At 61.9% G+C, this 25,883-nt stretch carries 19 protein-coding genes; 12 read left to right on the top strand and 7 right to left on the bottom strand.

What is annotated here, in order from left to right:
- Positions 1–91: 91 nt before the first annotated feature.
- Positions 92–1,864 (top strand): ABC transporter transmembrane domain-containing protein, encoded by a 1,773-nt coding sequence (locus tag AC19YT_RS20210; protein WP_176465055.1) that lies wholly within the window; start codon positions 92–94, stop codon positions 1,862–1,864.
- Between the two features lie 70 nt (positions 1,865–1,934).
- Here the strand turns inward: AC19YT_RS20210 and AC19YT_RS20205 are convergent, their stop codons facing one another.
- Positions 1,935–3,863 carry a transglycosylase SLT domain-containing protein gene (locus AC19YT_RS20205; protein WP_500610879.1) on the bottom strand — a complete coding sequence of 643 codons (1,929 nt, stop codon included), beginning with the start codon at positions 3,861–3,863 and terminating at the stop codon, positions 1,935–1,937.
- A 212-nt stretch (positions 3,864–4,075) separates the two neighbouring features.
- Between AC19YT_RS20205 and AC19YT_RS20200 the strand changes: the two genes are divergently transcribed.
- Positions 4,076–5,989 carry an ATP-binding cassette domain-containing protein gene (locus AC19YT_RS20200; RefSeq protein ID WP_500610878.1) on the top strand — a complete coding sequence of 638 codons (1,914 nt, stop codon included), beginning with the start codon at positions 4,076–4,078 and terminating at the stop codon, positions 5,987–5,989.
- A 73-nt stretch (positions 5,990–6,062) separates the two neighbouring features.
- Here AC19YT_RS20200 and AC19YT_RS20195 read toward each other — a convergent pair whose 3' ends face one another.
- Positions 6,063–6,500, bottom strand: a complete 438-nt coding sequence (locus AC19YT_RS20195; protein WP_095107630.1) for a universal stress protein — start codon at positions 6,498–6,500, stop codon at positions 6,063–6,065.
- 105 nt (positions 6,501–6,605) lie between these two features.
- On the opposite strand from AC19YT_RS20195, the gene AC19YT_RS20190 reads away from it, so the two are divergent.
- The 7 genes from AC19YT_RS20190 to AC19YT_RS20160 all read left to right on the top strand — a co-directional run bounded on the left by AC19YT_RS20190 (position 6,606) and on the right by AC19YT_RS20160 (position 14,908).
- Positions 6,606–7,043: a hypothetical protein gene (locus tag AC19YT_RS20190; protein WP_500610877.1), complete on the top strand. Its 438-nt coding sequence runs from the start codon at positions 6,606–6,608 to the stop codon at positions 7,041–7,043.
- 373 nt (positions 7,044–7,416) lie between these two features.
- Positions 7,417–9,564 carry a fatty acid oxidation complex subunit alpha FadB gene (gene fadB / locus AC19YT_RS20185; protein ID WP_095107632.1) on the top strand — a complete coding sequence of 716 codons (2,148 nt, stop codon included), beginning with the start codon at positions 7,417–7,419 and terminating at the stop codon, positions 9,562–9,564.
- Between the two features lie 28 nt (positions 9,565–9,592).
- Positions 9,593–10,768, top strand: a complete 1,176-nt coding sequence (fadA, locus tag AC19YT_RS20180; protein ID WP_095107633.1) for an acetyl-CoA C-acyltransferase FadA — start codon at positions 9,593–9,595, stop codon at positions 10,766–10,768.
- A 97-nt stretch (positions 10,769–10,865) separates the two neighbouring features.
- On the top strand, positions 10,866–11,102 hold the full coding sequence (locus tag AC19YT_RS20175; protein WP_095107634.1) for a DUF1653 domain-containing protein: 237 nt from the start codon (positions 10,866–10,868) through the stop codon (positions 11,100–11,102).
- 114 nt (positions 11,103–11,216) lie between these two features.
- Positions 11,217–13,838 (top strand): type I DNA topoisomerase, encoded by a 2,622-nt coding sequence (gene topA, locus AC19YT_RS20170; RefSeq protein WP_500610876.1) that lies wholly within the window; start codon positions 11,217–11,219, stop codon positions 13,836–13,838.
- A 179-nt stretch (positions 13,839–14,017) separates the two neighbouring features.
- Positions 14,018–14,542, top strand: a complete 525-nt coding sequence (locus tag AC19YT_RS20165) for a DUF6586 family protein (RefSeq protein WP_095107636.1) — start codon at positions 14,018–14,020, stop codon at positions 14,540–14,542.
- 132 nt (positions 14,543–14,674) lie between these two features.
- A complete protein-coding gene (locus AC19YT_RS20160; RefSeq protein ID WP_176465056.1) occupies positions 14,675–14,908 on the top strand; it encodes a hypothetical protein in 234 nt (77 codons plus the stop codon).
- Between the two features lie 65 nt (positions 14,909–14,973).
- Here AC19YT_RS20160 and sulA read toward each other — a convergent pair whose 3' ends face one another.
- Together sulA and lexA are read right to left on the bottom strand one after the other, a co-directional pair.
- Complete coding sequence (gene sulA, locus AC19YT_RS20155; protein ID WP_500610875.1) at positions 14,974–15,441, bottom strand: SOS-induced cell division inhibitor SulA; 468 nt, start codon at positions 15,439–15,441, stop codon at positions 14,974–14,976.
- 10 nt (positions 15,442–15,451) lie between these two features.
- On the bottom strand, positions 15,452–16,060 hold the full coding sequence (gene lexA / locus AC19YT_RS20150) for a transcriptional repressor LexA (protein WP_095107639.1): 609 nt from the start codon (positions 16,058–16,060) through the stop codon (positions 15,452–15,454).
- A gap of 252 nt (positions 16,061–16,312) precedes the next feature.
- On the opposite strand from lexA, the gene AC19YT_RS20145 reads away from it, so the two are divergent.
- The 3 genes from AC19YT_RS20145 (at position 16,313) to AC19YT_RS20135 (ending at position 18,933) form a co-directional block, all read left to right on the top strand.
- A complete protein-coding gene (locus AC19YT_RS20145) occupies positions 16,313–17,020 on the top strand; it encodes a TetR/AcrR family transcriptional regulator (protein WP_095107640.1) in 708 nt (235 codons plus the stop codon).
- Positions 17,021–17,184: 164 nt separating this feature from the next.
- On the top strand, positions 17,185–18,183 hold the full coding sequence (nagZ, locus tag AC19YT_RS20140) for a beta-N-acetylhexosaminidase (RefSeq protein ID WP_500597538.1): 999 nt from the start codon (positions 17,185–17,187) through the stop codon (positions 18,181–18,183).
- A 12-nt stretch (positions 18,184–18,195) separates the two neighbouring features.
- Positions 18,196–18,933, top strand: coding sequence for an S-methyl-5'-thioinosine phosphorylase (locus AC19YT_RS20135; protein WP_500610874.1), 738 nt, complete (start codon positions 18,196–18,198; stop codon positions 18,931–18,933).
- 93 nt (positions 18,934–19,026) lie between these two features.
- Here the strand turns inward: AC19YT_RS20135 and AC19YT_RS20130 are convergent, their stop codons facing one another.
- The 3 genes from AC19YT_RS20130 to mfd are packed head-to-tail and all read right to left on the bottom strand — an operon-like array spanning position 19,027 to position 25,751.
- On the bottom strand, positions 19,027–21,714 hold the full coding sequence (locus AC19YT_RS20130; RefSeq protein ID WP_500610873.1) for an SNF2-related protein: 2,688 nt from the start codon (positions 21,712–21,714) through the stop codon (positions 19,027–19,029).
- A gap of 10 nt (positions 21,715–21,724) precedes the next feature.
- Positions 21,725–22,291 (bottom strand): CsiV family protein, encoded by a 567-nt coding sequence (locus AC19YT_RS20125; protein WP_500597456.1) that lies wholly within the window; start codon positions 22,289–22,291, stop codon positions 21,725–21,727.
- Positions 22,292–22,301: 10 nt separating this feature from the next.
- Positions 22,302–25,751 carry a transcription-repair coupling factor gene (gene mfd, locus AC19YT_RS20120; RefSeq protein WP_500597455.1) on the bottom strand — a complete coding sequence of 1,150 codons (3,450 nt, stop codon included), beginning with the start codon at positions 25,749–25,751 and terminating at the stop codon, positions 22,302–22,304.
- Positions 25,752–25,883 lie beyond the last annotated feature (132 nt).

Genomic DNA, 25,883 nt, shown 5'->3' with positions numbered 1-25,883 from the left:
TCATATTTAACCGGACTCATTGTGATTCACGGAAGTTCCACCCGATTCAGCGGGGCTTGGCGCCGCTGCCCTTTCACGATGGTGCTTGCAGATGACTTCTATGCTTTCTTCCCGTCAACGGCGCGCCCTGCGCCTGGCGCTTCACTTTATCGCGCCCTATCGCTGGCAGGCCCTGGGCGCTTTGCTGGCACTGATCGTCACGGCCGGCATCACGTTGTCCATGGGCCAGGGCATTCGCCTGCTGGTGGACCAGGGGTTCATGACCCGCTCACCGCACCTGCTCAACCAGTCCATTGGACTGTTTCTGCTGTTGGTGCTAGGCCTGGCGGCGGGTACCTTCGCGCGGTTTTACCTGGTGTCGTGGATTGGCGAGCGCTGCGTCGCGGACATCCGTCGCCAGGTGTTCAACCACTTGATTTACTTGCACCCAGGCTTTTACGAGGGCAATCGCAGCTCCGAGATCCAGTCGCGCCTGACGGCTGACACCACCTTGCTGCAATCGGTGATCGGCTCGTCGCTGTCGCTGTTTCTGCGCAACGCCTTGATGGTGATCGGCGGCATCGTGTTGCTGTTTATCACCAACCCCAAGCTCACCAGCATCGTGGTCGTGGCCTTGCCCCTGGTGCTGGCGCCGATCCTGATCTTCGGCCGTCGGGTGCGCAGCCTGTCGCGCCTGAGCCAAGACCGTATCGCCGACGTCGGCAGCTACGTCTGCGAAACCCTGGGCCAGATCAAGACCGTACAGGCCTACAACCACCAGGCCCAGGACGAGCAGCGCTTTGCCGGCACCGTCGAGGCGGCGTTCGATACGGCGCGCAAGCGTATCGTCCAGCGTGCCTGGCTGATAACCCTGGTGATTGTCCTGGTGCTGGGCGCGGTGGGCGTGATGCTCTGGGTCGGCGGCATGGATGTGATCGCCGGGCGGATTACCGGCGGCGAGTTGGCGGCGTTCGTGTTTTACAGCCTGATCGTCGGCAGCGCCTTCGGTACGTTGAGCGAGGTGATCGGCGAATTGCAGCGTGCGGCGGGGGCGGCCGAACGGATCGCCGAGCTGCTGCAATCACCCAACGAAATCCAGGCTCCAAGCACTGATAAGGCCCGGTTGCCGCAGCGGGTCAGCGGTGAGTTGGCGTTGCAAGGCCTGCGTTTTTCCTATCCTTCAAGGCCGGAGCGTTTTGCCATTGATGGCCTCGACCTGCACGTTCGGGCTGGGGAAACCCTGGCGTTGGTGGGGCCTTCCGGTGCCGGCAAGTCCACACTGTTCGATTTGCTCCTGCGCTTCTACGACCCGCAGCAAGGGCAGATTTTGCTCGAAGGCCAGGCCCTGACCCAATTGGACCCGCAGGACGTGCGGCGCTGCTTTGCCCTGGTCTCGCAAAGCCCGGCGCTGTTTTTTGGCAGCGTCGAAGAGAACATCCGCTACGGCAACCCGCTGGCCACCCGCGAGCAGGTGGAAGACGCTGCGCGTACCGCCCACGCCCATGATTTCATCCTGCAACTGCCCGACGGCTACCAGACCCACCTCGGTGACGGTGGCCTGGGCCTTTCTGGGGGCCAGCGCCAGCGTTTGGCCATCGCCCGGGCGTTGTTGGTGGATGCGCCGATCCTACTGCTGGACGAAGCCACCAGCGCCCTCGACGCCCAGAGCGAACACTTGATCCAGCAAGCCCTGCCACGGCTGATGCACAACCGCACCACCCTGGTCATCGCCCATCGCCTGGCCACGGTGAAAAACGCCGACCGCATCGCCGTCATGGACCAAGGCAAACTGATCGCCATCGGCACCCACCAGCAATTGATCGCCAGCAATGCGTTGTATGCGCGCCTGGCGGCGCTGCAGTTCAGTGAGCAGGAGGGGCGATAGCCCAAAAAAAACGCCTGCATTTCTCAATGAAGGCGTTTTTTTACTGCAAGTTTGCAGCTTGCAGCTGCCACTACTGATCGTCGAAATAGCGTTCGTGCCAGTCCACCAGTGGTTGCGGCGAGTTGAGCTTTTGCCCGTAGATCACCGAATAAGACAGCACGTTTTGCACATATTGGCGGGTTTCGTCGAATGGGATGCTCTCGACCCACACGTCAAAGCTCAGGTGGTCGGCACCGCGTAGCCATTGGCGCACGCGGCCGGGGCCGGCGTTGTAGGCGGCCGAGGCGAGGACGCGGTTGCCGTTGAACTGGCTGTGGACCTGGCTCAGGTAGGCAGCGCCCAACTGGATGTTCTTGTCCGGCACCAGAACCTGCTGGGGCGAGGCGAGGGGGATGTTGAACTTGCGCGCGGTTTCCTTGGCGGTGCCGGGCATCAGTTGCATTAGGCCGCTGGCGCCGACGCCGGAGCGGGCGTCGTCCATGAAGGCACTTTCCTGGCGCGTGATGGCGAATACCCAGCTCGAGTGCAGGCCACGCACCTTGGCTTCGCGCACCAGGGTGTCGCGGTGGGCCATGGGGAAGCGGATATCCAGGTCGTCCCAGTATTGCGCCTGGCTGATGGTACGGATGGCCGGGAAGTACCACTTCAGGTCGTAGGCCAGTTTGGCCTGGGCGACCATTTCGTCACGGTTGAAGTGGCGGCTGACGTGGTACCACTCGCGGCGCCCGTCAACGATTTGCCCGCGGGCGTGGAATTCCAGGGCGCGGCGCACGCCCGGGGTGTTGCGCACCTTGTTGACCAATTGCTGGCTGAGCACCAGCGGCTTGTTGTTCAACTGGTAGGGCGATTGGGCGCGGTCGGCGGCCAGGAAGCCATAGAAATCGCGCTCGCGGGAGAGGTTTTTGTACAGCGCCTGCACTTGCGGGTTCTGCGGTTGCGCCAGTTCCAGGCTGCGGGCCTGCCAGTAGCGCCAGCGGTTGGTGGTGGCCAGGTCCTGGGGTAAGCGGCGGGTCAGCTCGTAGGCGTCGTCCCAGCGCGCCAGGCGCAACAGTAGGCGCAGGCGCCATTCGGACACGGTGTTGTCGCGCAGTTCCGGGTCGTACTTGGTCATCACGTCCAGGGCCCGACCATCGAAGCGTTTGGCCAGGGTCAGGCCGATTTCCCGGGCGATGGAGACTTTCTCGTCGCGGGAGAAGTGCATGCTGGCGGCATAGCCGTCGAGCAGGGCCATGGCTTTTTGCGGGTCTTGGCGGGCGAGGCGGCGCAGGCCCAGGCCGACCACGTCGGACATGGCTTCGTCCACTGGGGTGAAGCGTGACGGTTGGCTCAGCAGCTCAGGCTTTTGCGCCACATCCACCAGCAGGCGGCCTTGCGGGGCGAGGGTGGTCAGGCCTTTGACCAGGCTGTTGGCCAGGGGGTAGTTGCGTGCATCCGCCGCGAGTTTGGCGCGCTGCCAGCGCTTTTGCTCGGTGAGCTGGCCTTGGGCCGCCCACTGGCCGAACAGCGCATCGCACGCCACCGGTTGGGTTTTGCCGGTGAGCCAGAGTTTTTCGGTGGTGGCGTAGCCTTGGGCTTTGAGGTTGTGGTTCAGTTGGTATTGGCCGTAGAGGCAGTCCAGCTCGGTGAAATTGAGCTTGGGGTCGTAGTACTTGACGAAGGGTTGCCAGTCGCCCCGGTCGGCCAGCCAGCGCAACCAGCGTAGTTTCATCCAGTTGGCCTGGGGCAGGTCGCCATGTTCGGCGAGGAATTTCTCGATTTCGGCGTTGCTTGCGGTTTTCAGGCGCGCGGTCAGTTCGTCGTAGGCCAGGTAGGGCGTCAGCGGGTAATCGCTCAGGGCCTGGCTGTAGCGAAAGTAGGGGCCTGAATCGCCCTTGGCCAGGGCGCGTTTGGCTTCGTCGTAATACTGGCGTTGTTGGGACAGGTCCGCTGCCTGGGCGGTATGAGCGGCGGTGGCAGAAAGAAGCAGACAAGATAAAAAGTTGACAAGGCGACTGCGCATGAGACGTCCGAACAGAGAAAACGTGGCGAGTGCCGAGGTTGCCAGCACTGATTGCCTGTAGCTTAGCCTTTTGCCAGCAAGCGGCGAAAGCTTTGCCGGCCTGTCGGTCTCAGTTCGCGACATTTGTCGGGCACAGTGCGCCGGCAACGAAATTGCCGGCCTTCTGAGGGCGCAAGTCAGGTAGAATGCGGCCCCGGTTTTTGGAGAAGAACATGACCCTGCTCAAATTCAGCGATGTGTCCCTTGCTTTCGGCGCTATGCCGTTGTTGGACAAGGTGTCCTGGCAGATCGCCCGTGGTGAGCGGGTGTGCATCATCGGCCGCAACGGCACAGGCAAGTCCAGCATGATGAAACTGGTCAAAGGTGACCAGAAGCCCGATGACGGCTCCGTGTGGCGTGCCCCGGGCTTGAAAATCGGTGAATTGCCGCAGGAATTGCCGGTGGCCGACGACCGGACCGTGTTCGACGTAGTGGCCCAGGGCCTGGACGGTGTCGGCGAGCTGCTCGCCCAGTACCACCACCTGAGCCAGAACATCGTCACCGACGCCGACCTGGACAAACTGATGCACGTCCAGCACGACCTCGAAGCCCGCGACGGCTGGCGCTTGCAGCAATTGGTCGATAGCACCCTGAGCCGCCTGCAATTGCCGGCGGACAAGACCCTGGCCGAGTTGTCCGGTGGCTGGCGCCGCCGTGTGCTGCTGGCCCAGGCGCTGGTGTCCGAGCCCGACCTGTTGCTGCTCGACGAACCGACCAACCACTTGGACATCGGTGCCATTGCCTGGCTTGAGGAAGCGTTGAAGGATTTCCAGGGCGCGGTGCTGTTCATCACCCACGACCGTTCCTTCCTGCAAAACCTGGCCACCCGCATCCTCGAACTGGACCGCGGTGGCCTGATCGACTGGAACGGCGACTACGCCAGTTTCCTCGTACACAAAGAGGCGACCCTGGCCGCCGAAGAAACCGCCAATGCGCTCTTCGACAAGAAGCTGGCCCAGGAAGAAGTGTGGATCCGCCAAGGCATCAAGGCGCGCCGCACCCGTAATGAAGGCCGCGTGCGTGCACTCAAGGCCCTGCGCGTGGAGCGCAGCGAACGCCGCGAGCGCACCGGCAAGGCCAATCTGCAGCTCGACACCGCTGACAAGTCGGGCAAGCAGGTGATGGTGCTGGAGAACGTCAGCTTCGCCCACCCGGGGGGGCCGCAGCTCATCAAGGATTTCTCCATGGTGCTGCAGCGCGGCGACCGCATTGGCCTGCTGGGCGCCAACGGCACCGGCAAGACCACCCTGCTCAAGCTGATGCTCAACGGCCTCAAGCCCACTGCGGGCACGGTGGAGGAGGGCACGCGGATCGACGTCGCCTACTTCGACCAGTTGCGCCATCAGTTGGACCTGGAAAAAACCGTGATCGACAACGTCGCCGAAGGCCGCGACTTTATCGATATCGACGGCCAGAGCCGCCATGTCCTGAGCTACCTGGGCGACTTCCTGTTCAGCCCGCAGCGTGCCCGCACGCCGGTCAAGGCGTTGTCGGGCGGTGAGCGTGCGCGCCTGCTGTTGGCCAAGCTGTTCAGCAAGCCAGCGAACCTGTTGGTGCTCGACGAGCCGACCAACGACCTGGACGTGGAAACCCTGGAGCTACTCGAAGAAGTGCTGTTGACCTTCAAGGGCACGGTGCTGATGGTCAGCCACGACCGGGCATTCCTCGACAACGTGGTTACCAGCACCCTGGTCTTCGAAGGCGAGGGCAAGGTCCGCGAATACGTGGGTGGCTACCAGGATTGGTTGCGTCAGGGCGGTTCGCCGAAACTGCTGGGCGTGGCCGAGAGTAAATCCGGCAAGGCTGACCTGAACTCGGCGGTGGTAGCCGCAGCGGCGCCCGCGCCCGCCCAGGAAGCGCCGGTGGCGAAGAAGAAGCTCAGCTACAAGTTGCAGCGCGAGTTGGAAGCCCTGCCAGGGGACATCGATGCCAAGGAGCAGCAGATTGCTGCGCTCGAAGCTGAGATGGCCGATTCGGGCTTCTACCAGCGTCCTGCCGCCGAAACGGCCAAGGTCATTGCCCATCTGGAGCAATTGCAGGCCGAGTTGGAGGTGTTGGTGGAGCGTTGGGCCGAGCTGGATGCCTGATCGATCTGCCTGAATCAAAAAAGCCCGGCCTCACTTCAGTGGGGCCGGGCTTTTCGTATGGGCTAGCGCGGGCTCAGCTTTTTACCAGCCTGACCGCCAGTACGTCGCAGGGCGCGCCGTGCAACACGTCATTGGCGGTGGAGCCGAGCAGCAGCGCCAAGCCATGGCGGCCGTGGCTGCCGACCACGATCAGGTCGCAACCCTGTTCCTTGGCCAGATGATGGATTTCCTGGCGCGGCTGACCGTAGGTCAGGTGGCTGTTTTCCTTGGACAGCTCCGGGTACTTGGCCATCAGGCGATCCAGGCGCTCCTTGGCCTGGTCGAACTGCTGTTGCTGCAATTGGGAAAGATCCATCGGTACGTCGCCGCCGAAGGCCATGGCCATGGGTTCGACGATGTGCACCAGTGACAGCTTGGCGCTACCACTGACTGCCAGTTCGCGGGCGCGCTTAATGACCGGGTCGCATTCTTCGGTGAGGTCGACGGCGACCAGAATGTGTTCATAGTGCATGGGGGAGACCTCCAAAGGCTTGCGATAGAAGGGAAGTATGGCTGGTTTCAAGCGGATGGCTTTGCGTCAGGTCAAATCCGCTCATCAAGAATCGGGGGTACACATATGACGGTCTGGATAGTGGTGTCAATCCTTGCGCTGATTCTCAGCCCGCTCGCCTGGCTGCGGCCTTCACGCCAGCAGAGCGGTCGCATGGCCTTGCGCATGGAGGCTCGGCGCATAGGGCTGGCCATGCAATTGGCCCCGCAGGAGTGGCCGCACTGGATGTCGCCGGAGCCGCCCAACCCCTGTGCGCAGTACCATCGCCCCCGGCGCAGTACCCAGCGCCCCTGCTGGAGTTACTGGCAGTCGGCGCCGGGTGTGTGGGTCAACCAATGGCGCGAAGTGTGCGAGGACGAGGCGATGCTGGTGCATTTGCGCACCTTGCCGGCCAATGCCTACAAGGTCGAGGCAGATCAGCAGATGATTACCCTGTATTGGGGCGAGAAGGGTGAGGCGAGCGTCCTGCAGGCCATCGCCGCTGTACTTAAAGCCCTGGCCTGAATTCGATGTTTGGCCGCGCCTGTCAGGTGCAGCGTGGTTTAGGGCGACTTTTCTAATTATTGACTCTATGAATGTTCCGGCATATGCCGCAGGGCGGGCATCCCTGCGTGCTGGCGAAATGACCGTAAAGTCGCGTTCTAGCCCGTGTTTTGGGCGATTGACAATTGTTCGAAATTCCTTGAAGGTGGCGTACCCAAATCAAACGGGCGTATGAATTGAGCGTTTGTATTACAGAGCGTTCCTACGAAACCCGACTATCGCGTTGGCGGGTGTGCCTGGCGGATTGGCGTAGCATCGACGGTGACGTCAGTGCCGAGCCAGAAGTTAGCTTCCGACGTGTACTGTTCAGCTTCCATATCGTGGAGATCAGTTGATGATTTACGAAGGTAAAGCCATCACGGTTAAAGCTCTTGAGAGTGGCATCGTCGAATTGAAATTCGACCTCAAGGGTGAGTCCGTCAACAAGTTCAACCGTCTAACCCTGAACGAACTGCGTCAGGCAGTAGACACCATCAAGGCAGACGCTTCGGTCAAGGGTGTCATCGTCACCAGCGGCAAGGACGTGTTCATCGTCGGCGCCGACATCACCGAATTCGTCGACAACTTCAAGCTGCCGGATGCAGAGCTGGTTGCAGGCAACCTCGAAGCCAACAAAATTTTCAGCGACTTCGAAGACCTGAATGTTCCGACCGTTGCCGCGATCAACGGCATCGCCCTGGGTGGCGGTCTGGAAATGTGCCTGGCGGCGGATTACCGCGTCATGGCCAGCAGCGCGAAAATCGGCCTGCCGGAAGTCAAACTGGGCATTTACCCAGGCTTCGGCGGTACTGTGCGCCTGCCGCGCATCATCGGTGCCGACAACGCTATCGAGTGGATTGCCGCAGGCAAGGAAAACCGTGCCGAAGACGCCCTGAAAGTCGGTGCCGTCGATGCAGTCGTGGCCCTGGACAAGCTCCAGGAAGCCGCACTGAACCTGGTCAAGGGCGCCATCTCGGGCCAGTTCGACTACAAGGCCAAGCGCCAGCCAAAACTGGAAAAGCTCAAGCTCAACGCCATCGAACAAATGATGTCGTTCGAGACCGCCAAGGGCTTCGTGGCCGGCCAGGCTGGCCCGAACTACCCGGCGCCGGTCGAAGCGATCAAGACCATCCAGAAAGCCGCGAACTTCGGTCGCGACAAAGCCCTGGAAGTCGAAGCCGCAGGCTTCGTCAAGCTGGCCAAGACCTCTGCCGCGCAGAGCCTGATCGGCCTGTTCCTGAACGATCAGGAACTGAAGAAAAAAGCCAAGGCCTATGACGAAATTGCCCGCGACGTGAAGCAGGCTGCCGTTCTCGGCGCCGGCATCATGGGCGGCGGCATCGCCTATCAGTCGGCGTCCAAAGGCACGCCGATCCTGATGAAGGACATTAACGAGCACGGTATCGAGCAGGGTCTGGCCGAAGCCGCCAAGCTGCTGGTTGGCCGCGTAGACAAAGGCCGCATGACTGCCGCGAAAATGGCCGAAGTGCTCAACGGCATTCGTCCGACCCTGTCCTACGGTGATTTCGGCCACGTCGACCTGGTGGTCGAGGCAGTCGTCGAGAACCCTAAAGTCAAGCAAGCCGTACTGGCCGAAGTGGAAGACAAGGTCAAGGAAGACACCATCCTGGCGTCCAACACCTCGACCATTTCCATCAGCCTGCTGGCCAAGGCCCTCAAGCGTCCTGAAAATTTCGTCGGCATGCACTTCTTCAACCCGGTGCACATGATGCCGCTGGTGGAAGTGATCCGTGGCGAGAAGTCCAGCGAGCTGGCCGTGGCCACTACCGTTGCCTACGCCAAGAAAATGGGCAAGAACCCGATTGTGGTCAACGACTGCCCTGGGTTCTTGGTCAACCGCGTGCTGTTCCCGTACTTTGGCGGTTTCGCCAAGTTGGTCAGCGCTGGCGTGGACTTTGTGCGCATCGACAAGGTCATGGAAAAATTCGGCTGGCCGATGGGCCCTGCCTACCTGATGGACGTGGTCGGCATCGACACCGGCCACCACGGCCGTGATGTTATGGCCGAAGGCTTCCCGGACCGCATGAAAGATGACCGTCGCTCGGCCATCGACGTGCTCTACGAAGCCAAGCGCCTGGGCCAGAAGAATGGCAAGGGCTTCTACGCCTACGAGACCGACAAGAAGGGCAAGCAGAAGAAAGTCGCCGACCCGTCGGTTCTGGAAGTGCTCAAGCCAATCGTTTACGAGCAGCGTGAAGTGAGCGACGAAGACATCATCAACTGGATGATGATCCCGCTGTGCATGGAAACCGTGCGTTGCCTGGAAGACGGCATCGTCGAAACCGCTGCCGAAGCCGACATGGGCTTGGTCTACGGCATTGGTTTCCCTCCGTTCCGTGGCGGTGCGTTGCGTTACATCGATTCGATGGGTGTAGCGGCCTTCGTCGCCCTGGCTGACCAGTACGCTGATCTGGGCGCGCTGTACCACCCGACTGCGAAGCTGCGCGAGATGGCCAAAAACGGCCAAAGCTTCTTCGGTTAAGCGCCCAACGACTAGAGCGAGAATATTTATGAGCTTGAATCCAAGAGACGTCGTGATTGTTGACTTCGGTCGCACTCCGATGGGCCGCTCCAAGGGCGGCATGCACCGCAACACCCGTGCCGAAGACATGTCGGCGCACCTGATTAGCAAGCTGCTGGAACGCAACGTCAAGGTCGACCCGAACGAAGTCGAAGACGTGATCTGGGGCTGCGTCAACCAGACCCTGGAGCAAGGCTGGAACATCGCGCGCATGGCGTCGCTGATGACCCAGATCCCGCACACGGCGGCCGGCCAGACCGTCAGCCGCCTCTGCGGTTCGTCGATGAGTGCCCTGCATACCGCAGCGCAAGCGATCATGACCGGCAACGGTGATGTGTTTGTGGTCGGTGGCGTGGAGCACATGGGCCACGTCAGCATGATGCACGGTGTCGACCCGAACCCGCACATGTCCCTGTACGCGGCGAAAGCCTCGGGCATGATGGGCCTGACCGCGGAAATGCTCGGCAAGATGCACGGCATCACTCGTGAAGCCCAGGACGCCTTCGGCGTGCGCTCCCACCAGTTGGCCCACAAGGCCACGGTGGAAGGCAAGTTCAAGGATGAAATCATCCCGATGCAGGGTTACGACGAAAACGGTTTCCTGAAACTGTTCGACTACGACGAAACCATCCGTCCCGAAACCACCCTGGAAAGCCTGGCGGCCCTCAAGCCGGCCTTCAATCCAAAGGGCGGCACCGTGACGGCCGGTACTTCCTCGCAGATCACCGATGGTGCTTCGTGCATGATCGTGATGTCGGCCCAGCGTGCCCAGGACCTGGGGATCCAGCCTCTGGCGGTGATCCGTTCCATGGCCGTGGCGGGTGTGGACCCGGCGATCATGGGCTATGGTCCAGTTCCGGCAACGCAGAAAGCCCTTAAGCGCGCCGGCCTTGGCATCAACGATATCGACTTCTTCGAGCTCAACGAAGCCTTCGCGGCACAGGCCCTGCCCGTGCTCAAGGATCTGAAAGTGCTCGACAAGATGAACGAGAAGGTTAACCTGCACGGCGGCGCGATCGCCCTGGGCCACCCATTCGGTTGCTCCGGTGCGCGTATCTCCGGCACGTTGCTCAATGTGATGAAGCAAAATGGTGGCACCTTCGGGGTGGCGACCATGTGCATTGGCCTCGGTCAGGGCATCTCCACCGTGTTCGAACGCGTTTAAGCGATCGGTTACGGAAGCCGGGGCCATGTGCCCCGGTTTTTTGTTTTTAGTCGTTTTTTTACTTTTTATTTTTGATCGTTTGCGTGAGGGCCGAAGCATGTCTGTCCAACCTGGGCTCTATCAGCATTACAAAGGTCCGCAGTACCGCGTTTTCAACGTGGCGCGGCACTCCGAGACTGAAGAAGAAGTGGTCTTCTACCAAGCGCTGTATGGCGATTGCGGCTTTTGGGTGCGCCCCTTGAGCATGTTCCTGGAGTCGGTCGAAGTTGACGGCGAACAGGTCCCGCGCTTTGCTTTGATTCAGGCCGAACCCAGCCTTTTTTCACAGGCTTGAGGGCGGTGCGGGCAAAACCCTGCGCTTGACCTCACCTTGTTGCCACTATATATAGCGGTGCCGCGTCAGGCGCCAACCGCCTTTCACTTCTAGAATTCAGGAATTTTCTGATCCATGGGCAAATCGCTGGTCATTGTGGAATCCCCGGCTAAGGCCAAGACCATCAACAAGTATCTGGGCAACCAATACGTGGTGAAGTCGAGTATCGGCCATATCCGAGACCTGCCCACCAGCGGTTCGGCTAGCGCCAGCAAAGAGCCTGCTGCCAAGCGTGGCAAGGCCGCCGCTGGTGAAGCGCCTGTGCTCTCGCCCAAGGAGAAGGCGCGCAAGCAGCTCGTCTCGCGCATGGGCGTGGACCCCGAACACGGCTGGAAAGCCCAGTACGAGATCCTTCCGGGCAAAGAGAAGGTCATCGAAGAGCTGCGCCGGCTCGCCAAGGATGCTGACACCATCTATCTCGCGACGGACTTGGACCGCGAGGGGGAAGCCATTGCCTGGCACCTGCGCGAAGCCATCGGCGGCGACGACAGCCGCTACAAGCGTGTGGTGTTCAACGAAATCACCAAGAAAGCCATCCAGGAAGCCTTCTCCAAGCCGGGCGAACTGGACATCGACCGGGTCAACGCCCAGCAGGCGCGGCGGTTCCTCGACCGTGTGGTGGGCTACATGGTTTCGCCACTGCTGTGGGCCAAGATCGCCCGTGGCCTGTCGGCTGGCCGGGTGCAATCGGTTGCGGTGAAGCTGGTGGTCGAGCGTGAGCGTGAGATCCGCGCGTTCATTCCCGAAGAATACTGGGAGGTCCACGCCGACCTCGGCACCGCCAAGGGCTCCAGCGTGCGCTTCGAAGTGGCCCGCGAGAACGGCGAAGCCTTCAAACCGCTGAACGAAGCCCAGGCCATGGCCGCGCTGGAGAAACTCAAGTCTTCGGCCTTCACCATCGCCAAACGTGAGGACAAGCCGACCAGCAGCAAGCCGTCGGCACCGTTCATCACCTCCACGCTGCAGCAGGCCGCGAGTAATCGCCTGGGCTTTGGCGTGAAGAAGACCATGATGATGGCACAGCGCTTGTACGAGGCCGGCTACATCACTTATATGCGTACCGACTCGACCAACCTCTCGGCCGATGCCGTGGCGATGGCGCGTACTTACATCGAAGGGGAATTCGGCGGCAAATACCTGCCGGAAACCCCGAACGTCTACAGCAGCAAGGAAGGCGCCCAGGAGGCTCACGAAGCGATTCGCCCTTCGGACGTCAACACCGACCCGAGCAAGCTGTCGGGCATGGAACGTGACGCTGAACGCCTCTACGAGCTGATCTGGCGCCAGTTCGTCGCCTGCCAGATGCTGCCGGCCAAATACTTGTCCACCACTGTCAGCGTCGCCGCCAGCGGCTTCGAGCTGCGTGCCAAGGGCCGCATCCTCAAGTTTGACGGCTACACCCGCGTGATGCCGCAAATGGCCAAGCCAGGCGACGACGACGTGCTACCGGATATGGCTCAGGGCGATGTGCTCAAGCTCATCAAGCTCGACCCGAGCCAGCACTTCACCAAGCCACCGGCACGTTACTCGGAAGCGAGCCTGGTCAAGGAGATGGAAAAGCGCGGTATCGGCCGCCCGTCGACCTATGCGGCGATCATTTCCACCATCCAGGATCGCGGCTACGTGGCGCTGCACAACCGCCGTTTCTATTCGGAGAAGATGGGTGACATCGTTACCGAGCGCTTGTCCGAGAGTTTCTCCAATCTGATGGACTACGGCTTCACCGCCGGCATGGAAGAGAACCTCGACGACGTGGCTCAGGGCGAGCGGGACTGGAAAAGCGTGCTTGACGAGTTCTACGGCGACTTCAAGAAAAAACTCGAAGTCGCGGAAAGCCCGGAAAACGGCATGCGCGCCAACCAGCCGGTCATGACCGACATCCCATGCACCACTTGCGGGCGGCCGATGCAGATCCGCACCGCGTCCACCGGGGTGTTCCTGGGTTGCTCAGGCTACAGCCTGCCGCCGAAAGAGCGCTGCAAGGCCACGGTCAACCTGGTGCCGGGCGACGAAATCGCTGCCGACGACGAGGGCGAGTCTGAATCCCTGGTGCTGCGCGGCAAGCACCGCTGCCCGATCTGCAGCACCGCGATGGATGCGTACCTGCTGGATGAAAAGCGCAAGCTGCATATCTGCGGTAACAACCCCGATTGCAATGGCTATGAGATCGAAGAAGGCACCTATCGGATCAAGGGTTATGAAGGCCCCAGCCTGGAGTGCGACAAGTGCGGCAGCGAGATGCAGCTCAAGACTGGCCGTTTCGGCAAGTTCTTCGGTTGCACCAATGCCGCATGCAAGAACACCCGTAAACTGCTGAAAAGCGGCGAAGCGGCACCGCCGAAGATGGACCCGGTGAAAATGCCGGAGCTCAAGTGCGAGAAGGTTAACGACACCTACATCTTGCGTGACGGCGCGTCTGGCTTGTTCCTGGCGGCCAGCCAGTTCCCGAAAAACCGCGAAACCCGTGCACCGCTGGTGATGGAAATCGTGCCGCACAAGGACGAGATCGATCCGAAGTACCACTTCCTCTGCGCGGCCCCACAGAAGGACCCGGACGGTCGTCCGGCCGTCATTCGCTACAGCCGCAAGACTAAGGAGCAGTACGTGCAGACCGAAGTGGATGGCAAGCCGACAGGCTGGCGCGCGTTCTACGAAGGTGGAAAATGGAAGGTTGAAGACAAGCGCCAGGGCGCGTGACGAAGGCGGGCGGCTGACCTCTCTGTCGGTGCGCCTCTGCCTGATTCGTCCTGGTAGCAGAAAGCCGCATGCGAACCCTCGGGTTGGCCTGCGGTTTTTTTTGGCTTGCGGCGGCTGTGACTGATCCGTGACACTGTTAAGCCAGTACTACGCCCTATTTCGCTGTGGAGAGTGCCGTCATGGCCTTTGAGCTCTATACCCGTACCAATCAGAAAATATACTTCGCCGGGCTGTCGCTAGAGGCGCTGGCCCGGGCTGAAGAGGGGCGGGCGATGAACTCCCTGGCGCTGATCCAGGCAGGTCGCGAGTCCGCGTTGTTTCACCTATACGGGGCCTTACTGGGGTTGTGCCATGAAATTGCCGGTTTCTACCGTTTGCCTCAAGCCAATTCCCCGCGGGCGGAGTTGTTGCTGACCCGAGAGGTGCTAGAGGCGGTGGCTATTCCGGAAATGGCAGAAATGGTGGAGTTGGCCAACAACCCCGAAACCTGGCTGGCGAAGTTGTTGGCGGCTCATGCCGCGTTGTTCCAGCCGCCCCGGGCGCCGCATAAGCCCAAGGGCGACGTCACTCAGCCGTTGATCGTCGCGGTTAATCTCGATGAAGAGCTAGGGCCTGAAGAATTGAGCCGTGAAGAACTGGAGAGCTGGCGGCAACACCTTAAAAGCCTGGCTATTCGCTTTCGCGACGGGCTTAACGAGTGCTAAGCGAGTTAGAGCCAAGCTAGGGTTTTGCCTGACTGGGGAAACAGACCAGTCGCTCATGCATTAGTCGCAACACCAAGCGCATCCGGGCCTATGGCTGATACAATGCCGGCCTTTCGTGGAGAGCAAATTTTTATGCCAACGTCCTTTCTGGAAATTGTTGAGTTGCCTGACGGCCGTATAGAGCTGCGCCGGGCTGAGGACGAGGGTTCTCTGGTGACTTTGGATTTTTCTGAAGATGCCAAGGTGTTTCTGCAAGGCCAACATGTCGAAGTAGCCAAGGCGATGTTGAGTGTTGGCGTGCAGATGGCAGGCCGTCTCGCTGAAGGTGAGCTGGAGAAGGAAAGCGGGCCGCGGGTGCTGCACTGAGTCCGTTGGTCGGTTTCGCTTCTGTTGCGTCACCCCGGCTTCTCCATTCGTGAGAAGCCTCGTCATCAACCCAGGCGAATGTTCAGGCTTTGTGCATCCCCGGTGCGGGCGGCACTGATAAGTTGCTGGCGCATGCTCGATGGCAGCGGGTTGAGCCAACTGACGACGGTGTGGCTACGGCCCAGGCGCAGGGCCTCGCACGTCAATTGCTGGGCGCTTTGCATGCCGCGCGGTTGCAGTAGCAGGATGCGTTCGCGGTTAAGGCCGGCATCGCGCAGCCAGGCCTGGGTCAGGCTGGCGGGTGGGGCGATCAGGGTCAGCCAGCGAGCGTCCTGATCCTGGCTCAGTTGCCTGAGGATCGGCGCCAGTAGGTTCAGGCAGTTCCCGGCTGCTCCACGCAGCGACAGCTCGCTAAAGACTTCGGGCTCGGCGCTCCAGGGCGATTCGACCACGTCTTTGAGGATGGGCGCTTGCGCCATGAAGGCTCCGAACAACGGCAGTTGAGCTTGCTGTGAGGTATAGGGGAACTGCATAAAGCCTCCTTTAGCGGCGAATGACGCCGACACTCAAACCTTCGATCACCAGTTCCTGATCTTTCAGGTTGACTTCGATAGGGGCGAACTCGGGGTTCTCAGCAATCAGCCAGACTTTGCTGCCTTCACGCTTGAACCGCTTGACCGTCACTTCGTCGCCCAGGCGGGCGACGACAATCTGGCCATTACGAGCTTCGCGGGTGGTGTGTACCGCCAGCAGGTCGCCATCGAGGATGCCGACGTCCTTCATGCTCATGCCGTGTACCCGCAGCAGGTAGTCGGCGCGAGGGTGGAAGAAGGTCGGGTTGATGTTGCAGGACTCTTCGATGTGCTGCTGGGCCAGGATCGGCGCGCCAGCGGCAACACGACCGATGATCGGCAGGCTCGACTCGTCGGTTTCGGCTTCGAAACCAGGGATACGGATACCCCGTGAAGCGCCCGGGGTCATTTCGATAGCGCCCTTGCGTGCCAGGGCCTTGAGGTGTTCTTCGGCGGCATTGGGGGACTTGAATTCCAGTTTCTGCGCGATTTCCGCCCGGGTAGGGGGGAAGCCGTTTTCTTTGAGGCAGTCTTTGATAAAGGCCAGGATCTCGGCTTGGCGTGGCGTCAGTTTTATCATGTCGATCGCTCTGTCTTTTTATACAGTGACTGGGATTATATACAGTGAAGGCGTCTTGGCAATCCTCCTTTTTTCGGCGCCCGCCGAACGGTTGAATAAGGGCGCACGCTAGGGTTGTCGTAGCGAGGTCCTACAGGGTTTTCCTTGTGTGATTAAATAGGTGACTGGTCGGCCGGAAAACGGACAGGCAGGCTTGACAAGACATAAGCTGAAACGTATGTTTCAAACAAGTGTTTGTCAGGTAGAGTAACCATGGCCCAGTCGGAAACCGTTGAACGCATTCTTGATGCTGCCGAGCAGTTGTTCGCGGAAAAAGGGTTCGCTGAAACTTCATTGCGCCTTATCACCAGCAAGGCCGGGGTCAACCTGGCGGCGGTGAATTATCATTTCGGCTCGAAAAAGGCGCTGATCCAGGCAGTGTTCTCGCGCTTCCTGGGGCCTTTTTGCATCAGCCTGGACCGGGAGCTGGAACGCCGCCAGGCCAAGCCTGACAGCAAGCCAAGCCTGGAAGAACTGCTGGAAATCCTTGTCGAACAGGCCCTCGTGGTGCAGCCGCGCAGCGGCAATGACCTGTCTATCTTCATGCGTTTGCTTGGCTTGGCCTTCAGCCAGAGCCAGGGCCACCTGCGGCGTTACCTGGAGGACATGTACGGCAAGGTGTTCCGCCGCTACATGATGCTCGTCAATGAGGCCGCGCCGCGGATCCCGCCGATCGAGTTGTTCTGGCGCGTGCACTTCATGCTCGGTGCTGCGGCGTTCAGTATGTCCGGCATCAAGGCCTTGCGCGCCATTGCCGAGACCGATTTTGGCGTCAATACCTCGATTGAGCAGGTAATGCGCCTGATGGTGCCATTCCTCGCGGCTGGCATGCGCGCCGAAACCGGGGTCACTGACGACACCATGGCCAGCGCCCAGTTGCGGCCGCGGGTCAAGTCCACGCCGGCGCCTGCCAAGGTTTAGTGGCCGGTGGGTGGGCGCGGCGGCTGACATCCGCTAAGCTTGCCGCCCATGTCGACTCCCGTTCCAGACTCTCTCCTTACCCTGCACCGACCCGCGCCCGCCGAGCTTCGCTCCTGGCGGCGCAGTCGTGTGCCCGTAATAAAGGAATCGCTATGACCGGTGCCCTGCAAGGCTCCCTGATGGTGGATGTGGCCGGTACCTGGCTGACCTCCGAAGACCGTCACCTGTTGCGCCAGCCCGAGGTGGGCGGCCTGATTATTTTTGCGCGCAACATTGAGCACCCACGCCAGGTGCGCGAACTCAGTGCCTCGATTCGCGCCGTACGCCCGGACCTGCTGCTGGCAGTGGACCAGGAAGGCGGCCGCGTCCAGCGCCTGCGTCAGGGTTTTGTGCGCCTGCCGGCGATGCGGGCAATTGCCGACAATCCCAACGCCGAGGTGTTAGCCGAGCACTGTGGTTGGATCATGGCCACTGAAGTGCTGGCTGTTGGCCTGGATTTGAGCTTCGCCCCGGTGCTCGACCTCGATTACCAACGCAGCGCAGTGGTGGGGAGCCGTTCGTTCGAGGGCGACCCGCAGCGTGCCGCGCTGCTGGCCGGGGCCTTCATTCGCGGCATGAACAGCGCCGGCATGGCGGCCACGGGCAAGCATTTTCCCGGCCACGGCTGGGCGGAGGCTGATTCCCACGTGGCGATTCCCGTCGATGAGCGCAGCCTCGAGGAGATCCGCGCCAATGACCTGGTGCCGTTCGCCCGTTTGAGCCAGCAACTGGCCGCCGTGATGCCGGCCCACGTGATCTACCCCCAGGTAGACAGCCAGCCTGCCGGGTTCTCGCGCCGCTGGTTGCAGGACATCCTGCGGGGCGAGTTGCAATTTGATGGGGTGATTTTCAGCGATGACCTGTCGATGGCCGGTGCCCATGTGGTGGGCGATGCGGCCAGTCGGATCGAGGCCGCCCTATCTGCCGGTTGCGACATGGGCCTGGTATGCAATGACCGGGCGGCGGCCGAGTTGGCCTTGTGCGCGGCCCAGCGCCTGAAGGTCACGCCCAGCCCGCGTATCGCGCGGATGCGCGGCCAGGGTTTCGCCGGCACCGAGTACCGCCAGGACCCGCGCTGGCTCGCAGCCATTGGCGCCCTCAAAGACGCTCAATTGATTGATTAAAGGAAACTTGCAATGACGGTTTACGCGATTATCGGCGGCACCGGGCTGACTCAGCTCGAAGGTTTGAACATCCGCCAGTCGTTGCCGCTGGATACGCCCTACGGCGCGCCGTCGGCCGAGATCCAGGTGGGCGAATACGCTGGGCGCGAGGTGCTGTTCCTCGCACGTCACGGCCATCCGCATCGTGTTGCGCCCCATCAGGTCAACTACCGCGCCAACCTGTGGGCGTTGAAGCAAGCCGGGGCCGAGGCGATCCTGGCGGTCAATGCGGTCGGTGGGATTCACGCGGCCATGGGCACCGGGCATTTCTGTGTGCCGCACCAAGTGATCGACTACACCAGCGGCCGCGAGCACACCTACTTTGCCGATGACCTGGAACACGTGACCCACATCGATTTCAGCTACCCCTACAGCGAGCCGCTGCGCGAGCGTCTGATCGCGGCGCTGGCCGCTCAAGGTTGCGCCTACAGCAGCCATGGCGTGTATGCCTGCACCCAAGGGCCGCGCCTGGAAACCGTGGCCGAGATTGCGCGCCTGGAGCGTGACGGTTGCGACATCGTGGGCATGACTGGCATGCCGGAAGCAGCCCTGGCCCGTGAGCTGGGCCTGGACTATGCGTGCCTGGCCCTGGTGGTCAACCCGGCGGCGGGCAAGTCCATGGCGGTGATTACCATGGCGCAAATCGAGCAGGCGCTGCATGACGGCATGGGCTTGGCGAAGGCGACCCTGGCTCGGGTGTTGATGGCATAAGTGCAGTTCGGGAGTGTGGCGCGCCTATCGCGGGCAAGGCCCGCTCCCACAGGCTACGGTGCTCGATCTGTGGCGCGATAGACGCGCCACAAACTAATGCTTGGCTTTATCCGGTAGCGGCGCGAACAGCGCTTCAATGTCGTTGTTTTGCAGCTTCCAATCCCCGGCCTGGCGCCCGTCGAGCACGCCTGCGGCGAGGTCGGACTTTTCTTTTTGCAGGTGCTGGATTTTTTCCTCCACCGTGCCCCGGGCGATCATCTTGTAGACGAACACCGGTTTTTCCTGGCCAATGCGGTAGGCACGGTCGGTGGCCTGGTTTTCCGTGGCCGGGTTCCACCACGGGTCGTAGTGGATCACCGTATCGGCTTCGGTCAGGTTCAAGCCTACGCCGCCCGCTTTGAGGCTAATCAGGAAGATCTGCAACTGGCCGCTCTGGAAGGCCTTGACCGGCGTGCGGCGGTCGCGGGTCTGCCCGGTCAGCAGGGCATAGGCGACGCCGCGTTTTTTCAGTTCGGCTTCAATCAGGGTCAGCATTGAAGTGAACTGGGAGAACAGCAGAATCCGCCGCCCCTCCTCGAACAACTCTTCAAGCATTTGCATCAGGCTATCGAGCTTGCCCGAGGTGCTGCCCCGGGTGGGTGGGGCTTCGTTAACCAGGCGCAGGTCGCAGCAGACCTGGCGCAGCTTGAGCAGCGCTTCGAGGATGATGATTTGGCTGCGGGCCACGCCTTTGCGGGTGATCTCGTCGCGTACTTTTTTGTCCATGGCCAGGCGCATGGTTTCGTAGACGTCCCGCTGGGCTTCGTTGAGGTCGACCCAATGGATGATCTCGGTCTTGGGTGGCAGTTCAGTGGCCACCTGCTCTTTGGTGCGGCGTAGCAGGAACGGCTTGATGCGCCCGTTGAGGTGCTGCAAGCGCACTTCGCTGCCGCGTTTTTCGATGGGCACGCGGTAGTCGCGGTTGAAGGTCTTCACGTCCCCCAGCCAACCCGGCAGCAAGAAGTGGAACAGTGACCAGAGTTCGCCCAGGTGGTTTTCCAGGGGCGTACCGGACAGGCATAGGCGTTGCCGGGCGTTGAGGCTGCGGGCAGCTTCGGCGGCCTTGCTGGTGGGGTTCTTGATGTACTGCGCTTCGTCCAACACCAGCACATGCAGCGGCTGGGCGGCCAGCACTTCGATGTCCTTGGGCAGCAGGGCGTAGGTGGTGAGGATCAGGTCGTACTCGGCCAGTTGGGCGAAGTGCTTCTTGCGCCCGGCGCCATACAACGCCAGGACCTTGAGCTGGGGCGTGAAGTGCGCCGCTTCGTCGAGCCAATTGGGGATCAGGCTGGTGGGCATCACTACCATGCACGGCCGGTCGAGGCGCCCGGCGTGCTTTTCGCTGAGCACGTGGGCCAGGGTTTGCAGGGTTTTGCCCAGGCCCATGTCGTCGGCGAGGATGCCGCCCACCTCCAGTTGGCGCAGCGACTGCATCCAGCTCAGGCCTTCGAGTTGGTAGGGGCGCAAGGTGGCGTTGAGGCCATCGGGCGCGCGGCAACTGTAGTCTCTGATGTCGCGCAGGCGTTGGGCGAAGGTGCGGATGTGTTCGCCGCCTTCCCACAGCAGGGGCAACTCTTGCAGCGGGTTGAGCCGCAAGGCATCGGCTTTGCTCAGGCGCAGGCGGGTTTCGCCTGGTTCTTGCAGGTAGAACTCGCCGAGGGTGGCCAGCACCGGTTTCAGGCGCCCGAAGGGCAGGGCCACTTGCAGCGGGCCGCTGTCGGTAGGGGGCCGGTTGGGGATGTTCACCAGGATCAACTCGTCGTCGCGGCGTTTGGCCAGGCGTTCGGGGTTGAGCAACTCGGTGTGGGAGCGCATCAGGTTGAGCAGGATCGGCAGCAGGCTCAGGCGCTCGCCGTTGACGATGATGCCCAGTTCCAGGTCGAACCAATCACGCTGCGGCGCCTCCTCGACGCTGGCGTACCAGTCATCGACGGCGGTCAGGTCGAAGCCGAAGTCGTCCTCTATCTGCAACTCCCAGCCTTGTTCGCGCAGGCTGGGCAGTTGGTTGAGGGTGAAGGTCAGCCAGGCGCTGTCGTTGACCATCTCGAACAATTCGCCAGCGCTTTCGGGCAGGGCTTTACTTTGCCGGGTGGCGATGCGAAACCCCAGCAGCCTGAGCTGTTCGCGGTAGTGCTTCTCGGCGTCGAGTTGGCGCTTGATGCGCAGGGTCTGCTGTTCCTGGCGGATCAGGATATCGGCGTTTTTCTGCCCGCTGACGTATTCGCCCTGATAGTTGAAGGACAGCGCGGCGCGGTGCTGGATATAGCGCTGCATTTTGCCGTTACGCGGTTCAAAGGCGCTGAATTCGACGCTGGCCAGCCACAGGCGCGGCACCGGTTGCACGTCGTCGAGCAGCACTTGCGGCGGGGCGGCGGGGCGGCGGTTTTCCAGGACCGTCTGGAGTTTTTCCAACAGTTGGGCGTCTTTGGCGGTGGCGGGGAAGGCCAGGGTTTCTTCGACTTGCAGCAGTACCGCGGCGCAGTGCTTGCAGTTGACCCGCACGGGGCAACTGCACGTGGCGTCCACCATCAGTAGGGTATTTTTCGCGGATTCGCGCAGGTTGATGGTCTGGCGGTAGACGTTGCCGCCCGAGCCTTCGCAACTGGCAGTGATGGTGCTGTCGCCGACCTGGACGAAGCGCACGCGGTTTTCCAGCGCGTAGCGGCGCCCGCGCTCAAGGCTCTGTTCTTTGAAGCGACTGACCCAGGACGGTGCCAGGGGTTTGGTCAGGGTCGCGGGCATGGGCACTCAGTCAGTCCGGGATTTCAACGGGGGCTTGGCTGCGGGCGGGGGCGGATAGCGAGGTGATTTTTATCAGCAGGCCCAGGTGGCCGTTGTCGAGAAAATTCAGTTGGCCGTTCTTGGTGTGGCTTTGCTGGCTCAGGCTTTCGCTGGCAGTAATCAGGCCATTGCGGTCGATCTGGTTGACCCAGAACTTGGCGTTGACGTCGGTAAAACGCCCTAGTTTCAACTCCAGGGTGCCCTGGATCGGGAACTGGCCGAACTGCCCGGCACCGTCGCTGATCGCCACTGTGCTCGGCGCCTCGCCCAGAGGCTGTTGCCAGGCCTTGTGCAGCAGCACGCTGTAGTCGGTGCTGGCCTTGAGGTTTTCGACTTCTTTGTTGAGGCTCGGCGTGCGCAGGCTGGCCGGGTCAACTGGGCGGGCAGCGGCGGCCCAATCCTCTGGCGCGGGGCGGCTGAGGATGGTGGGTTCGGCGTTCTGCCGCACCAGGATCATCTCGATCTGGTACAGCTCATCGGCCAACGCCAAGGGGGCGACCAGGGTCAGCAGCAAGGTCAGTGAGGCAAACAGGCGCATGGCACGTCCTTCAAGCAGTTTTCGGGGCGAGGCGCTCGAACAGCGCCTCCAATGTGTTGAAGCGCTCTTCGGGACGTTCCATTGGCACCATGAATTTGAACAGCGTAGCGCCTTCAAATTTGTAGCGGTTGGGCTGGCCCTGGATGAGTTTTATCAGCACCAGCGGATCGACCGGCGTCTGCGGTTCGAACTCGATACGCCCGCCCTGTGGCCCGGCGTCGACCTTCTTGATGCCCAGTTGTTCGGCTTGCAGCTTGAGCAGGGTCAGGCGCACCAGGTTCTTGGTCGGCTCAGGCAGCAGGCCGAAGCGGTCGATCATTTCCACTTGCAGGTCCTTGAGGCCCTCTTCGTCGGTGGCCGAGGCGATGCGCTTGTACAGGATCAGCCGCGCATGCACATCTGGCAGGTAGTCCTCGGGAATCAACGCGGGCAGGCGCAGGTTGATTTCCGGGCCGCCGCCCAAGGGTTGGTCGAGGTTCGGTTGCTCACCCTTGCGGATGGCCTTGACCGCCCGTTCGAGCATTTCCATGTAGAGGGTGAAGCCCACGGCCTGGATCTGCCCGCTCTGACCGTCGCCCAATAGCTCGCCGGCACCACGGATTTCCAGGTCGTTGGTGGCCAGTACGAAACCGGCGCCCAGGTCCTGGGTATTGGCGATGGCCTCCAGGCGTTTTTGCGCATCCGCAGTGACTTGCTGGCGCGGTGGCGTGAGCAGGTAGGCGTAGGCCTGGTGGTGGCTGCGCCCCACGCGGCCGCGCAATTGGTGCAGTTGCGCCAGGCCGAACTTGTCGGCGCGCTCGATGATGATGGTGTTGGCGCTGGGCACGTCGATGCCGGTCTCGATGATGGTCGAGGCGATCAGCACGTTGAAGCGCTTGTGGTAGAAGTCGCTCATCACCTGTTCGAGCTCGCGTTCGCGCATCTGCCCGTGGCCGATACCGATGCGTGCTTCGGGCACCAGTTCGGCGAGGTCTGCGGCGCATTTCTCGATGGTTTTTACATCGTTGTGCAGGTAATAGACCTGGCCGCCACGCAGCAGCTCACGTAGCAGGGCTTCTTTGACGGTGCTGTTGTTCTGCTCCATGACGAAGGTGCGCACCGACAGGCGCCGTGCCGGCGGGGTGGCGATGATCGATAGGTCGCGCATGCCCGAGACGGCCATGTTCAGCGTGCGCGGGATGGGCGTGGCGGTCAGGGTGAGGATGTCCACCTCGCTACGCAGGGCCTTGAGCTGTTCCTTCTGGCGCACGCCGAAGCGGTGTTCTTCGTCGATGATGACCAGGCCCAGGTTTTTGATCTTGACGTCGTCCTGCAGCAACTTGTGGGTGCCGATAACGATGTCGATCTTGCCTTCGGCCAGGTCGGCGACGGCGGCGTTGACTTCCTTGGTCGATTTGAAGCGGCTCATCACTTCGACGGTCACCGGCCAGTCGGCGAAGCGATCGCGAAAGCTGTTGTAGTGCTGCTGGGCGAGCAGGGTAGTGGGCACCAGGATCGCCACCTGGCGGCCGCCGTGCACGGCGATGAACGCGGCGCGCATGGCCACTTCGGTCTTGCCGAAGCCCACGTCGCCGCATACCAGGCGATCCATGGGCTTGGGCGCGAGCATGTCGGCGCGCACGGCTTCGATGGTGGTTTGCTGGTCCGGGGTTTCCTCGAAGGGAAAACCGGCGCTGAACGTTGCGTAATCGGCCTTGGGGTCGGCGAACGCGTAGCCTTCGCGGGCGGCGCGGCGGGCGTAGATGTCCAGCAGTTCGGCGGCCACGTCGCGCACCTGCTCGGCGGCTTTGCGCTTGGCTTTCTGCCAGGTCTCAGACCCCAGGCGATGCAGGGGCGCGAGGGCATCGTCGCTGCCGGTGTAGCGGGCGATCAGGTGCAGGCTGGCCACCGGCACGTAGAGCTTGGCGCCCTCGGCGTATTCCATGGTGAGGAATTCGGCGGCCTGGTTGTCGATTTCCAACGTGGCCAGGCCCAGGTAGCGGCCCACGCCGTGGTCGATGTGCACCACCGGCGCGCCTTCGCGCAGCTCGGTGAGGTTCTTGATGACCGCGTCGTTGTTGGCGTCGGCGCGTTTTTCCCGGCGCCGGCGCTGCATCACCCGTTGGCCGAACAGCGGGCTCTCGGCGATCAACGCCAGCGCCGGGTCGTCCAGCAGCAGGCCATCGTCCAGAGGGGCGATGGTGATCGCCAAACGGTGTTTGCTGGCGACGAAATCCGGCCAGTTATCAACGGTTTTTGGCCGCAGCTTAAGGCGCTCAAGCAGCTCCAGCAGAACTTCGCGGCGCCCGGCCGACTCGGCGGTAAACAGCACGCGCCCGTTAAAGTCTTCAAGGAACCCGGAAAGCGCCGCCAAGGGCTCGTTGGCCTTGGCTTCGATGGCCAGGTTGGGCAGGGCCCGGGCGGCGAACCGCTCACGCCCGGGGCCGGTGTCCACGTCCTGCTGGCTGGCGACCACCCGGGGCCAGTTCTTGAGGCGCGCGAAGCAGTCTTCGACCGGCAGGAACAATTCGGCCGGCGGCAGCAGCGGGCGCGATGGATCGACGCGGCGCTCTTCGTAGCGGTTGCGCACATCGTTCCAGAAGTTTTCCGCCGCTTGCTCGATGCCCGGCAGGGAGAACACCTGGGTGTCCTGCGGCAAGTAGTCGAACAGGGTGGAGGTTTCGTCGAAAAACAGCGGCAGGTAGTACTCGATGCCGGCGGGAGTGATGCCGCTGCTCAGGTCCTGGAAGATCGGGCAGCGGCGAAAGTCCACGTCAAAGCGCTCGCGAAACCGTGCCTTGAACCGCGTCACCGCGTCTTTTTGCAGGGGGAACTCGCGGGCCGGGAGCAAGCGCACGGAGTCGACCTTGTCGATGGAGCGCTGGTTTTCCGGGTCGAAGGTACGCAGGGTCTCGATTTCGTCATCGAACAGGTCAATGCGGTAGGGCAGTTTGCTGCCCATCGGGAACAGGTCGATCAGCGCCCCGCGTACCGCGAACTCGCCGTGCTCGTACACCGTGTCGACGCAACGGTAGCCGCTGGCCTCCAGGCGCGTGCGCATCTGTTCGACGTCGAGTTTCTGGCCGATGTCCAGCACGAGGCTGCTACCCAGCAGGAACTTGGTCGGCGCCAGGCGATGTAGGGCCGTGGTGATAGGCACTACCAAAACCCCGTGGCTCAGCTCCGGCAGCCGATACAGGCTGGCGATGCGCTGGGAAATGATGTCCTGGTGGGGCGAAAACAGGTCGTAGGGCAGGGTTTCCCAGTCCGGGAAGTGCAGCACCGGCAAATCGGGGGCGAAGAAACCCAGTTCCTGCTCCAGCCGTTCGGCGCTTTGGCTGTCGGCGGTCAGTAGCAGGGTGAAGCGCTTGGCAGCGCTGGCAGCCTCGGCGATGGCCAGGCTCAGGGCGGCACCGGGCAGGTTGCCCCAGTGCTGTTTACCTGCGGCAGCAGGGAGATGCGGTAGACGCAGAACAGGCACGGAAGGTTGAGCTCCAAGCGTTGCGACAAAGCCTGCGATTGTAGCGGGCGAAGGTGCCGGCTGTCAGTTGCAGACTGGCTCCAATCGAGCAAAACCATGGTGCGACAGGCGCGCATTGATCCGCGCCCGACT

The sequence above is a fragment of the Pseudomonas sp. MF08875 genome, from assembly GCF_059862525.1.
This window is presented reverse-complemented; position numbering and strand designations above follow the sequence as displayed.

Coding starts and splice junctions, on each gene's coding strand:
- AC19YT_RS20145 (WP_095107640.1), top strand. CDS start 16,313: ATGGCCCAGTCGGAAACCGTTGAACGCATTCTTGATGCTGCCGAGCAG.
- AC19YT_RS20135 (WP_500610874.1), top strand. CDS start 18,196: ATGACGGTTTACGCGATTATCGGCGGCACCGGGCTGACTCAGCTCGAA.
- AC19YT_RS20175 (WP_095107634.1), top strand. CDS start 10,866: ATGTCTGTCCAACCTGGGCTCTATCAGCATTACAAAGGTCCGCAGTAC.
- AC19YT_RS20195 (WP_095107630.1), bottom strand. CDS start 6,500: ATGCACTATGAACACATTCTGGTCGCCGTCGACCTCACCGAAGAATGC.
- AC19YT_RS20205 (WP_500610879.1), bottom strand. CDS start 3,863: ATGCGCAGTCGCCTTGTCAACTTTTTATCTTGTCTGCTTCTTTCTGCC.
- AC19YT_RS20210 (WP_176465055.1), top strand. CDS start 92: ATGACTTCTATGCTTTCTTCCCGTCAACGGCGCGCCCTGCGCCTGGCG.
- AC19YT_RS20130 (WP_500610873.1), bottom strand. CDS start 21,714: ATGCCCGCGACCCTGACCAAACCCCTGGCACCGTCCTGGGTCAGTCGC.
- AC19YT_RS20190 (WP_500610877.1), top strand. CDS start 6,606: ATGACGGTCTGGATAGTGGTGTCAATCCTTGCGCTGATTCTCAGCCCG.
- sulA (WP_500610875.1), bottom strand. CDS start 15,441: ATGCAGTTCCCCTATACCTCACAGCAAGCTCAACTGCCGTTGTTCGGA.
- AC19YT_RS20160 (WP_176465056.1), top strand. CDS start 14,675: ATGCCAACGTCCTTTCTGGAAATTGTTGAGTTGCCTGACGGCCGTATA.
- fadA (WP_095107633.1), top strand. CDS start 9,593: ATGAGCTTGAATCCAAGAGACGTCGTGATTGTTGACTTCGGTCGCACT.
- AC19YT_RS20200 (WP_500610878.1), top strand. CDS start 4,076: ATGACCCTGCTCAAATTCAGCGATGTGTCCCTTGCTTTCGGCGCTATG.
- fadB (WP_095107632.1), top strand. CDS start 7,417: ATGATTTACGAAGGTAAAGCCATCACGGTTAAAGCTCTTGAGAGTGGC.
- lexA (WP_095107639.1), bottom strand. CDS start 16,060: ATGATAAAACTGACGCCACGCCAAGCCGAGATCCTGGCCTTTATCAAA.
- AC19YT_RS20125 (WP_500597456.1), bottom strand. CDS start 22,291: ATGCGCCTGTTTGCCTCACTGACCTTGCTGCTGACCCTGGTCGCCCCC.
- topA (WP_500610876.1), top strand. CDS start 11,217: ATGGGCAAATCGCTGGTCATTGTGGAATCCCCGGCTAAGGCCAAGACC.
- AC19YT_RS20165 (WP_095107636.1), top strand. CDS start 14,018: ATGGCCTTTGAGCTCTATACCCGTACCAATCAGAAAATATACTTCGCC.